Source organism: Chryseobacterium sp. AC417 (assembly GCF_979258215.1).
The window spans coordinates 2689466-2702073 of record NZ_OZ409845.1 but is presented as its reverse complement, the minus strand read 5'-3'; the positions used below and the strand labels follow the sequence as shown (position 1 = coordinate 2702073).

The following is a 12608-nucleotide window of genomic DNA, read 5'->3' as shown; positions in this document are numbered from 1 at the left end:
TATTTTTAAAGTTCTTACCTATTCCAAAGTCAAAGACTTTTTAAATAAATAAAAACATTACCATAAATTAATATTTAAAACCATTAAGAATTATTCTTTTTTTAAGCATAATCTTAATGGTTTTTCTATTTTTGTGCAATTAAACCCGAAACATGGAACTTAAAACTCAAAACATAAAAAACAATCCGAAGATTATGAAAGCCTGGGCAGTGTATGACTGGGCCAATTCTGTGTACTCTTTGGTGATAACATCTACCATATTTCCAATTTATTACTCCATTCTTACAACGGCGTACGAAAAAAAGGAATATGTAGCAGAAACAAAAACGTGGATCGATGTTCCGGTAAGACACATGATAACGATTTTCGGGAAAGAATATCAGCCGGATGCAGTGTATGGATATTCATTGACGATATCTTTCTTTATCGTAGTTTTATTGTCTCCGTTCTTATCGTCATTAGCAGATACGATTGGTAATAAAAAATCATTTTTACAGTTTTTCTGTTATTTGGGAGCTACATCTTGTATGGGATTGGCGATGTTCACAGGAATGCATAATGTCTTTCTTGGACTTCTTTTCAGTATCACAGCAAGTGTAGGATTCTGGGGAAGTCTGGTATTCTGATAACTCATTTTTGCCGGATATTGCGTCACGGGATAAACAGGATGCTCTTTCTGCAAAAGGCTATGTTTATGGGTATATAGGTTCTGTAGTCTTAGTGATTTTATGCCTGGTATTAATTAAAGTTTTTGCGAAAGATGATGCACAACAGCTATTGTTTACAAGAATCAGTTTCTTATTAACGGCAGCCTGGTGGTTTGGCTTTTCTCAGTATACTTTCAAACATTTACCTCAATTTGGAGATGTTAAAGAGAAATTACCTAAAGATCTTGTTTTATTAAACTATAAGAATATCTTCAAAAAACATGAAGAGCAGGGTGGCTTCTTTGAAGTATTTAAAGATAACATCAGTTTTTATAAAGACATTGCCAAAGAAAGTTTTTATGAACTTTTCAAAGCCGGAAACTTATTGTTTAAGGATAGAAATTTAAAATTTTTCCTGTCGAGTTTCTTTTTCTACAGCGTCGGGATGCAGACGATTTTCTTGATGGCAACATTATTTGGTAAAAGTGAAATAAATCTGGCTCAGGATAAATTAATCGGAACTCTTCTAATTATTCAGATTGAAGCGATTATCGGAGCGGTCATTTTCTCAAGATTATCCAGAAAAATAGGGAATAGAAACGTTATTTCAATTGCCATCGTTTTATGGATTGTAGCTTGTTTGTGGGCATTTTTCTTGAATAAAGAAAACCCAACGGTAGAATATCAGTTCTACGGTGTTGCTGCAGTGGTAGGCTTGGTAATGGGAGGTCTTCAGGCGATGTCGAGATCCACCTATTCAAAACTTTTGCCGGAAAATTCTATGGAAAATACTACATTCTTCAGCTTTTATGATGTTTTGGAGAAAATAGCGATTATTATAGGAACATTTATTTTTGCAACTTTAATCGAACATTTTAATAATATGCGTATTGCAGCTTTGTCTATGACATTATTTTTTGCTACAGGGTTGATATTAATCCGTTTTTTAAAGTCAAAATAAAATATTAGGTAGAATAAATGAAATGTTATTTTATAATGTATTAGCATAAATGTTTTTATAAAAATTGCCACTCAAATTAAATCTGAGTGGCAATTTTTATTCATCTGGGATTTCTTTTCCTATTCTTTTATAAACTTAAAACTGTATTTTTTATTATCAGGAAGGGTAGTATTTACTATATATACTCCTTTTTGTAAGTATGAAACATTGATTTCTTTAACTTTATTATTAGTACCTTCAATATATCGGCCTTCAGCATTAAAAATCGTATAGCCTTTTATTTCTTTAGACAAAAAAAGTTTATTTTTTGCGGGGTTAGGATAGTAAGAAAAATTATTTGATTGATCTTGAGTATTCTGAACTCCCAAAACAGGAGCTGTTTTGTAAGCAGCTACTATGCACCCGGTTCTCATAAGAGCATGTCTGGAATCAGATGGATCTACAGAACCTATAGACACTCCCATAGCATCACCATTATGAGATTGATCCGGATTAGACCATCTGTTAAGACGAGTGCAGGTAATTCCTACTGACGAACATTCATTTCCATATGACATTATATCTCTCCATCTTTTATTTGCAGGGCTTGCAGCACCAAGTTGTATAGCTACTTTATTGACATAACCGTGATAATGTTCACATGCACGCGTATGGTCAGGTCTGTCTAAATACACATACCAATCATGTCTTAAGCCCATATTATGTCCTATTTCATGAGATAATGAGTAACTTCCAACTACATAATCATAATTGATTGCTGAATAAGCGTTATTTGAACTAAAATTAGTGGGATTTGTACTTATATCTCCTGTTCCAGATCCGTAATTACAAAATATAGACACCAAATCTGCACCGTATTGATTTCTGAGAGTATTTACAGAAGCACTTAAAGTTCCATACTTTATCTCATCTTTATCATCACTCAAATCAGTGAGATCATTATGATTAATTGCCTGAGCATGAACCAGATTATACTGAAGATTATTTATACCCGAATCTACCAAAGATTGATTAAGCAACACAACCTGATTAGCTGTAGCAGCTATTGCGGCAGGTGCTCCTCCATTTATATTGGCTATGGTCTGATTAGAAAATAAAACCATAATATCAATTACTGAATTGGCGCATGGAGATGATGTGCAAATATTTGGATGCACCAGTAGATTTTTATTCAGGTTATTATCTTTTAGCTCCTTAAGATGGGTTTCATCTGCTTTACAAGCTTCATCTTTAAAATAGCTAGCATTAATTTTTGATACTGAAAAAATATCGTCAGCTGTTTTTACAATATGAAATTTTTCTCCTGTACCAAGAATAATGGAGCCATCAATCCAGCCTTTATAATCAGTAAAAACTACGATTCCCTCTTTATCTCCTTCAATAGTATACTTGTAAGTAGTAGTACCTAACCCTAGTTTTGGATTAGAACCATATTTGATATTAATTGACTGTCCGTCAAACAAAGAAATTTGAAGATCTTTATCAAGTGCGAATGGGGTTTGTCTGCAATACTTTAATTTGCTGAACATTCCGTGATTAACGTGCTTCAGTTTTTTACTGCGGTCTAATTTATCTTCTTTTATTTCTTGATCAAAAATAAAGGTTTGAGCCATTAAAGTTGAATTAATAAAGAAAAAAGCTAATAAACATAATAAATTTTTAATTCTCATCATAATTGTGTTTAAATTTATACAAAGCTAATAAAATAATAATAATCTAAAAAGGCTTGGCTTTATAGAATAATTATTTGAACTTCAATATGGTTTGAGCTATATGGTAGAATTAATTTTCTGTTAAAATAAGTTGTAATTGCGGCGTAGATTTTGCTTTTAGTTAGCAGAATATATTAACTTTGCAAAAAAGATTTATTACACAATGACAAACCCTCTATTTTACGCAAAAATCCTTCTCTTCGGAGAATATGGAATAATAGAAGATTCTCAGGGTTTAACACTCCCTTACAGCTTTTATAAAGGGACTTTAAAATTCTCATCTTTAGATTCAGAATTCGAAAAAAAGTCTAATGGTCATATGATCAAATATTCTGAATATTTACAAAATTTAGAACTTCCCGAAGGTTTTGATTTAAATGTTGCTGAATTTCAAAAAGAAATTTCAAAAGGTCTGTTCTTCGACAGTAACATTCCTCAGGGTTACGGTATAGGTAGTTCAGGAGCTTTGGTAGCTGCAATTTTTGAAAGATATTCAATCACAAAATATATTCCCGAATCTGTTTCTAAAGATCAATTGAAAAATCTTAAAAAGGTTTTCGGTTTAATGGAAAGTTATTTTCATGGAAAAAGTTCAGGTATTGACCCTCTGATCTGCTATATGAATCTGCCTATTCTTATCGAAAATAAGGAAAACGTAGATAAAGTTTCGATCCCAAAAAGTGAAGCAGGAAAAGGGGCGATTTTCTTAATTGATTCCGGAAGTATAGGCGAAACCGGACCGATGGTTCAGATTTTCTTCGAAAAAATGAAAACAGAAGGTTTCCGTAAAACTTTGAAAGAAGAATTTATTCGTTACAACAATGCCTGCATAGATTCTTTCCTGAAAAAAGATATGAATCCGTTCTTTAGAAATCTTAAAAAACTGTCTCACTGGGCATATGAACATTTCCGTCCGATGATTCCTGAAAGTATTTTTAATGTGTGGAAAAAAGGACTCGATTCTAATGCATATTATCTCAAACTTTGCGGAAGCGGAGGTGGCGGTTATATTTTAGGTTTTACCAAAGATTACGAAAAAGCTGAAAAAATGTTGGAAGGTTTCCAAAAAGAAGTGATCTACAGATTTTAAAATCACCGGAAATGAATTGTGAAAAAGAAACTTTCCAGGAAGAGAATTTTGTTTCCAAATCTCTGTTTTACAGGCTTTCACAATTTGTCGGTTTTCTTTTAGGAGCAAGATTTTTTGTGGCTCTTTTGCTCACTTTTGCATTATATGTTTCTACATTTTTCTTATTTAATCAGGAAGAATCTTTTAGCAACTTTGTCTTTGATTTTAAAGTTCATGGGATTATTTTTTGTACCGTTCTCTCCATACTTTCCGGGGAATAATCAATCAATTCTACGATTTCGAAAAAGATTATATTGTAAAGCCTTTCAGAATGCGAATTCAAAGGTTTATCAAGCAAAAATATTTTTTGTATGCGTATCTGGCTTTAAGCATTATTTCTTTAGGTGTTGCTAGTTTCATTTCATACAGAGTTCTTATTTTTTTCATTATTTATCAGTTTTTTATGTGGTTTTATAGTCACAAACTGAGTAGAATTCTAATCTTAAATAACCTTACATTCGTCAGTCTTACATTATATCCTTTCTTCGGAATGATGGTTTATTACGAGACTTTTTCGAAAAAGGTCTTGCTGATGGCAATCTTTTTATTTCTGATTCTTTTATGTATTGATATAGTAAAAGATACTTTAACAAAAAGTGTTGACAAAACTTTTGGTTACATTACAATTCCCAATTACTTTCAGAGTAAAATGACTAAAACAATTATCGTTTCTTTATTGATAATTACAATTATTGTTTCGATGAAGCTCATTGCAAAAACCGGAATTTCAGGATTTATGGCATATTATTTTGCTTCTGGATTATTTGTGTTGATTCTATGTATTTATTTACTCTTAAATTCTTCGAAAAAGTCTAAGTTTTTCACGCTCAATATTTTACGTTTTTGGGTTTTTGTAGGTATTATTTCTATGTTGCTGAACGGAATCGAGGGTAAATTGTAGAAATATATTTTAATAACATTCAGGTTATTCTTACATTTGCCAAAATTAAATCTACAAATAAGAATGTCCATTTTTAACGATACTAAAGTCGCATTTGCCGACAAAACAGATGCTCAATTGAGAAAAGCATATTGGATGTTTAAGATGATCGAGCAGCCTGCCTTGACCAATATCGGAACTTCTGTTCTTAATTTCACAGTTCACAATAACTTTCCTTTCGTCAACGGAATTGTAAAAAATACATTATTTGAGCAATTCGTAGGTGGTGAAACGCGTGAAGAAAGCATGAAAGCAGTGAAACAGCTTTTCAAAAGAGGTGTCGGAAGTATTTTTGATTATTCGATTGAAGGCAAAGAAGATGAGGAAACTTTCGATGCAGTTTGTCAGGAAATCAAAGATATTATTAAATTTTCAGTAGGAAATCCGGCAATTCCTTTTATTGTTTTTAAGCCTACTGCTTTCGGAAGAATTGATTTGTATGAAGCTGTCGGAAACAATGCAGAACTAACCTCAAGCCAGAAAGAAGAATGGGCGAGAGTGGTAAAAAGATTTGATGAAGTTTGTAAGCTATGTCATGAGCATGATAAAAAAGTAATGATTGATGCAGAAGAATCTTGGATGCAGAAAGCTGCAGATCAGCTTTGCGAAGAGATGATGGAAAAGTACAATCAGGAAAAACCAATTGTCTGGAACACCATTCAAATGTACAGAACTCACCGGTTGGAGTATATGGAAGCGAATCTTCAGCGGGCAATAGAAAAGAACTATTTCATAGGGTACAAAATTGTTCGTGGTGCCTATATGGAGAAAGAAAGAGCGAGAGCAGCTGAAAAAGGATATCCAGATCCAATTCAGCCTAATAAAGAATCTTCAGACAAGAATTATAACGCAGGAATTGATTTTGTGATGAACCATTTGGATAAAGTTTCAGCGTTTTTCGGAACGCATAATGAAGTATCATCTGAACTGGTTATGGATAAAATGAAAGCTAAAAATCTTGAAAATGGTCATCCTAATATCTATTTCGGTCAACTTTATGGCATGAGTGATAACATTAGTTTTTATCTTTCTGATAAAGGGTATAATGTTGCGAAATACCTTCCTTACGGACCTGTAAAAGACGTTGTACCGTATCTTACGAGAAGAGCAAGAGAAAATACTTCTGTTGCCGGACAAACCGGAAGAGAACTAGGGTTAATCAAAAAAGAATTAGAAAGAAGAAAGAAGTAGTTTATATTAAAAAAAATAAGAGAAACTCCATCATTGATGGAGTTTTTTCTTTTTTAGGATTATTTATAAAAGTAATTGAAATTGTATTTATTATTGATTTATATGATAATACTGTAAAATTATTTGTATTTTGTTAGTAATGTGTTATAATTTTTATAAATTCGTTGTGAACTTAAAATTTATAAAATGAGAAAAAATCTACAAATTGCTATTTTTTTATTAGCAAATCTGGTATTTGCACAAACCTATAACAATGGAGGTTTAAGCACCGGAGCAACGTCAAACAGCGGAACTGCAGCACCTGCAGGTTATACTTGGTCTGAAGCTCAGAATAATACAGGAAACACTACGGAATCGAATACAAGTGCAGGATTTTCGGGAAGTTATGTTTCAGCAACAAATAACTTTTTTTTAGCTGATGATTTTGTTGTTCCGCCTGGTGCAAATGCTTGGCAAATTTCAACAATCGATTTTTTTGCTTATCAGACAGGCTACACAGGTGCCACAAGTCCATTCAATACAGTGAGAGTTAATATCTTCAGTTCAGACCCGTCCGTTGCAGGAGCTGTAAGTGTTTTTGGAGATGATACAACCAACAGATTTTCTTCTAGTGTAGATTCTAATATGTACAGAATATTTAACAGTTTAGTTCCTACTACAGTATCGCCACCGGGTACAACAAGGAAGATATGGAAAGTTACTGCAAACGTTCCAAAAACCCTTACACCAGGTACTTATTGGGTGAAGTTTCAATTGCAAAATGCAACTTCTACTGCCAACTTTTTACCATCGGTTACCATCCCGGGAAGCAGAGGTCTTGCCTCATTTAATGCAAAACAGTTTAACGCTGTAGTTCCGACATCCTGGGTATCTGTTATTGACGACGGTAATCCGATTACTGCACCAGATGTTCCGGTAGATATGCCTTTTATAATAACCTATACATCTGTTTTAGGTACAGATGAAGTGATACAATATGATAACAGAATTCAGGTGTACCCAAACCCTGTCCAAGAATCATTTAAAATAAGCAATCCTGAAAAAATTAAAATTACAAGTATTGAAATTATGGATACTTCGGGAAAATTGGTAAAAATCTTAAAAGCTTCGGAGGAATATAATATTTCTGATCTCCCGAAAGGAAATTACTTTTTAAAAATTATCAGCAATAAATCTACGAAGATTACAAAGCTGCTTAAAAAGTAAGTCGTTTAAAATAAAATTTGAAATCTGATTATTGAATATAATCAGATTTTTTATGGCTCAAAACTTTCGAATTTTCCATTATCATAAAACAAAACAATACGTTTTATCTTATTATTTTGATTTTGAATGACTTCGTCAATGATTTTCTCATTCAACTTTTCTAATGGCTGAGAATCGGATATTTTTTCTGATGCTTTACTTTCATGTGAAATAACAGATTCTCGCCCAGAGAGAATTTCTTCTGTTACCTTTTCTTCGCTTCCAAAATCATTATCATCATTCATCATCGTGAATAGATCGGGAAGTGAAGTAGGTTTAGCTTTTTGTTCAGAATCTTCATTTTCAGAATTAATTTCTGTTTCAGGCAATTCAGATTTCAGCATTTCTCCATCGCCATTCACCAGCCAATCCCACAGAATCTCAGGAAACCTTGATTTTATTTTAATGATAAATTCTAAAGAAGGTTTGTTTCTTCCGGAAGTGATATGCGAAATGGAAGATCGTTGCACATCTATTTCATCTGCAAACTCTGAGGAACTTAGTTTAGAATATTCTATAACCTTTGAAATTCTTTCATTTAAACTCATAAAAATAAGCTTTTAAACCAATTACAAATGTAAATATAAAATTTACAATTGCAAAATACAAAAGTAAACTATTTGCAATTAAATTATATACAAAAGTAAATTAATGTATGCCACTATATTTCAGTTATTTATAAAAATGTGATGAATTTATTTCCTATAAATCATTAATATGAATTTATACATTATAATAGGTAATGAGTTAAAGTATAACTATAGATAAGATCTTTAACAAAATTTTTCTTCATAATATTCATTGAATTAACATTGATATTTGTTAGATCACTTTGTTAAAAATATTTTTCTGGATAATTAACCCTGTAGAGTGGGAGAGATGTTATATGGCTGATTATATGAAGAATTAGAAACTATTTTTATCGTTCATAGTATTCAACAGACATTAATAACGTTAAGTTTCAGCAGAATTTTGGTTTCTTACGGGTATTATATTTAATATTTTAAAAATCATTTAGACTCATTAACCAAACCTTTTTTAGCGATATATATTTAAGAATCTAAAATAATTTTAGACCGTTTACATTTGTATATTGTATTAAATTACCCACATAATCCACATTTTATATGTTTAGCAAAATAACAATCAAATGGGTAAAAAAGTAGTTTTATAGACTTAAAGCATATATTATTTAATCATTTAAATAAACTTCATAAATTATTGAATTTTAAATACTTAAATATCATAAATTAAATTATTAGCAATCCACATTTTAACTAACAGACTTTTTGTCAATTTACATCGTTTAATGAAATTACAAATGTTAATTTTTATTTACTCCTAAAAAATTCTTATTTTTGACTCATGTAAATTTCTTTTCAATGAATTTTGAACATTTGTATATCCAAAATCCCGATTTCCAAAATCGTTATATTTCTCCTGAAAAATTATTTTATTACCTACAGACCAATCTCAGCGATTATATTCAGGAGATAGGACGATCCTATTTAGACAAGCCTATTTACAAATTGAATGTAGGAACTGGGAAGATTAAAGTTTTAGCCTGGTCACAGATGCACGGTAATGAATCGAATGCAACTCATGCGATGCTGGATCTTTTGGTGACTTTAGATAAGCATCCAGAATTAAAGAATGATCTTCTAAGCTTAATCAATTTAGATTTCATTTTTATGTTAAATCCAGATGGCTCAGAAAAATGGACAAGATTGACTGCTGCAGATATTGATTTAAATAGAGATTTTCATAATGAAGCGAGTAAAGAAATCAAATACCTAAAGCAATTGGTTTCTGCAAAAAACTATGATTATGCGCTGAACCTTCATGAGCAACGTACCATTTTTACAACAGACGGAACGCATCCTGCCACACTTTCCTTTTTGGCTCCTTCTGAAAACGAAGAAAGAACGATTACGGAGAACAGAAAAAAATGTATGGCGGTAATTGCTCAGATATATAAAAATTTAAAAGAATTAATCCCTGATCAGATTGGTAGATATTCTGATGAATTTTATCCTACTTCAACCGGCGATAATTTCATCAAAGCAGGAATGCCGACTATTTTATTTGAAGGTGGTCATTTTATTGGTGATTACACAAGAAAGGAAACGAGAAAATATTATACAATTGCTCTGTATTACGCCTTGAAGGCAATCAGTGAATTAAAATCTGACAGTACAGGCTGGGAAAAATATCTGGAAATCCCGGAAAATCAGGAAACACATTACGATATTGTGTACAGAAATGTAAAGTTAAATACCGATCATGAATGTATTCTCGATATTGCCGTTCAGTACAGAGAAATTTTAGAAGAAGGAAATGATGAAATCTCATTTATTCCTTTTGTAGTAGAAGCGGGAGATATTAAGAAAAGAAAAGGTTGGCTGGAAATTGACTGTGAGGGTAAAAAATTTGTGAGCGAAACAAAATATCCTAAATTGGATGCAGAAGTCAATTTTAAAATAGAAGAATAAAAAAAGCGGAACAATTGGTTCCGCTTTTCTTTTAAATTTTATCCAGTATTAGTTAACTACTTTAATTCCGTTCGCTACAAATCTGATTTCTTCTTTTGGCTTTGTGATAGCATCAATCTCAGACTGTGGTTTTTTAGCATCTTCAGCATAATGCTTTTGCTCATCAACAGAGGTAACCTTCTTTTCGGCACTTCCTTCCAAAACCACGTTTTTACCTTCTAAAGCTGTTGGTACAAAAAATCCGTAGTCTTTCATTTTTACGAAAAACTGAGTATCATCTTCAGTCTGAATCGTTAACCAGCAACCTTTCTTGTCACAAACGTCAACTACTTTACCTTTAATCGCAACGTTCTCAACTTTTTTGCTGTCTTTATTTAGTTTTTTAGACAATTTATCTACGCTTATTGCTTTAGATTCTTTTGTAGAAACTACTGAGCCGTAAGTATCACCCACGATTGCATTACCTGCCGGTGGACCAGATTTTTTCTGCTCCTGTGCAAATGTTAATGATGAAACAGTTACAGCGACTAAAAATAGGATGGATTTAAATTTCATTCTTTAATATTTTTCCAAAAGTAATAATAAAATTTGAATTGATAATGAATATTGGCTTGATAAAAAACACTTCATTTCAAATTTCAAAACAAATATGAAAAACAATTGCATAATTATCTATATTTGAAGGGAATATTTGGATATGCAAAAAAAACTAAAACTTTGGGACGCAACAATGCTCGTGATGGGCTCAATGATCGGAAGCGGGATTTTTATCGTAAGTGCCGACATGATGCGAAATCTCGGTTCAGGATACTGGATGATTGTAGTCTGGATTATCACCGGAATCATGACCGTAGCTGCAGCAATCAGCTATGGCGAACTCTCTGCACTGTTTCCTAAAGCGGGCGGACAATACACGTATCTCACAGAAATTTTCGGTAAAAAAATGGGCTTCCTTTACGGTTGGGGATTATTTACTGTAATTCAAACCGGAACGATTGCTGCTGTTGCGATGGCGTTCGGGAAATTTACAGCATATCTCGTTCCGTCGCTCAATGATGCTGCACCAATTTTTCAGAGTGGAGAATTTCAAATCACCTGGATTCAAATTTTAGCGATAGCCATTATTTTACTGCTCACCTACATCAATACACGAGGTGTTGAAAGCGGAAAATTGCTTCAAAATGTATTTACAGGTTCAAAAATATTAGCGTTATTAGGTTTAATTGCGGCAGGCTTTATTTTCGTAGATTTTTCACATTTAGCAGAAAACTTCAGCCTCGGAACTGATGCTTTTAATAATATAGATAAAGATGCAAAAGGTAATTTCCTGAAAACTGGTTGGGAATCGATCGACGGAATGACTTTGATGGGCGGAATCGCTGCTGCAATGGTAGGTTCTGTATTCAGTTCTGTTGCCTGGGAAAGTGTGACATTCGTTTCCGGAGAAATAGAAAATCCGAAGAAAAATGTGGTTAAAGCTATGATCTTGGGAACTTCTGCGGTAATGCTTTTATACATTGCTGTAAATTATGTTTATTTAAATGCCATCGACAGAGATTCCATCGCATTTGCAGCCAATGACAGAGTGGCGGTTTCGGCATCGCAAAACATTTTCGGAAGCGCAGGTACGGTAATCATTGCCATCCTTGTAATGGTTTCTACTTTTGGATGCAATAACGGATTGATTTTAGCGGGTTCACGGGTTTTCCAGACCATGGCAAAAGACGGTTTGTTTTTCAAATCTGCGATCAAGAATAACAAAAATGATGTTCCTTCAAATGCACTCTGGATGCAGGGAATCTGGGCTTCCGTTTTATGTCTGAGCGGACAGTACGGAAATCTTTTAGATATGATTTCATTCGTTATCGTTCTATTTTACATGATTACCGTTTTCGGAGTTATTTATTTAAGAATCAAACAGCCTCATCTCGAAAGACCTTACAAAACCTGGCTTTATCCGGTTACTCCAATCATTTATCTGCTGATAGGAACTATTTTTTGTGTTCTTCTTTTAATTTATAAACAACAATACACTTGGCCGGGATTTTTAATTGTTTTATTAGGACTTCCTGTTTATTATATGATTAACCGGAATAAGAGAACAGACCTATAAGTTTTTAGAAGCTTAATCCCGCTTTCACTACTCGCTTTTTCAGATTTTGTGCGGCGGCAAAGCCGCCACACAAAATCTGAAAAGAGCTCAAACACGCCGTTCAATCGGGGCTAGAAATTCGGTATAAATCAAAATATAGTCATTGCGAGGAGCGAAGCGACGAAGTAATCTTTACATC

Annotated in this window: 8 protein-coding genes and 2 pseudogenes; 7 read left to right on the top strand and 3 right to left on the bottom strand. The window is 32.8% G+C overall.

Annotated elements, in window-relative coordinates; genetic code table 11:
* Positions 1 to 152 precede the first annotated feature (152 nt).
* Positions 153 to 1608 (top strand): annotated as a pseudogene (locus ACZZ9T_RS12875) (MFS transporter).
* 119 nt (positions 1609 to 1727) lie between these two features.
* Here the strand turns inward: ACZZ9T_RS12875 and ACZZ9T_RS12870 are convergent.
* Entirely contained in the window at positions 1728 to 3281 is a 1554-nt protein-coding gene (locus tag ACZZ9T_RS12870) for a T9SS type A sorting domain-containing protein (RefSeq protein ID WP_463442420.1), read from the bottom strand.
* A 202-nt stretch (positions 3282 to 3483) separates the two neighbouring features.
* Between ACZZ9T_RS12870 and ACZZ9T_RS12865 the strand changes: the two genes are divergently transcribed.
* From ACZZ9T_RS12865 to ACZZ9T_RS12850, 4 genes and pseudogenes are all read left to right on the top strand, one after another.
* Complete coding sequence (locus tag ACZZ9T_RS12865; protein ID WP_463442419.1) at positions 3484 to 4410, top strand: mevalonate kinase family protein; 927 nt, start codon at positions 3484 to 3486, stop codon at positions 4408 to 4410.
* An 11-nt stretch (positions 4411 to 4421) separates the two neighbouring features.
* Positions 4422 to 5350 (top strand): annotated as a pseudogene (locus ACZZ9T_RS12860) (UbiA family prenyltransferase).
* A 63-nt stretch (positions 5351 to 5413) separates the two neighbouring features.
* A complete protein-coding gene (locus ACZZ9T_RS12855) occupies positions 5414 to 6580 on the top strand; it encodes a proline dehydrogenase family protein (RefSeq protein ID WP_463442418.1) in 1167 nt (388 codons plus the stop codon).
* Between the two features lie 186 nt (positions 6581 to 6766).
* Entirely contained in the window at positions 6767 to 7786 is a 1020-nt protein-coding gene (locus ACZZ9T_RS12850) for a T9SS type A sorting domain-containing protein (protein ID WP_463442417.1), read from the top strand.
* Positions 7787 to 7836: 50 nt separating this feature from the next.
* Here the strand turns inward: ACZZ9T_RS12850 and ACZZ9T_RS12845 are convergent, their stop codons facing one another.
* Entirely contained in the window at positions 7837 to 8373 is a 537-nt protein-coding gene (locus ACZZ9T_RS12845; protein WP_463442416.1) for a helix-turn-helix domain-containing protein, read from the bottom strand.
* A gap of 834 nt (positions 8374 to 9207) precedes the next feature.
* On the opposite strand from ACZZ9T_RS12845, the gene ACZZ9T_RS12840 reads away from it, so the two are divergent.
* Positions 9208 to 10317 carry a M14 family zinc carboxypeptidase gene (locus ACZZ9T_RS12840; RefSeq protein WP_463442415.1) on the top strand — a complete coding sequence of 370 codons (1110 nt, stop codon included), beginning with the start codon at positions 9208 to 9210 and terminating at the stop codon, positions 10315 to 10317.
* 48 nt (positions 10318 to 10365) lie between these two features.
* Here the strand turns inward: ACZZ9T_RS12840 and ACZZ9T_RS12835 are convergent, their stop codons facing one another.
* Positions 10366 to 10872: a DUF4920 domain-containing protein gene (locus ACZZ9T_RS12835; RefSeq protein WP_463432734.1), complete on the bottom strand. Its 507-nt coding sequence runs from the start codon at positions 10870 to 10872 to the stop codon at positions 10366 to 10368.
* A 142-nt stretch (positions 10873 to 11014) separates the two neighbouring features.
* Between ACZZ9T_RS12835 and ACZZ9T_RS12830 the strand changes: the two genes are divergently transcribed.
* Positions 11015 to 12430 (top strand): APC family permease, encoded by a 1416-nt coding sequence (locus ACZZ9T_RS12830; protein ID WP_463442414.1) that lies wholly within the window; start codon positions 11015 to 11017, stop codon positions 12428 to 12430.
* Positions 12431 to 12608 lie beyond the last annotated feature (178 nt).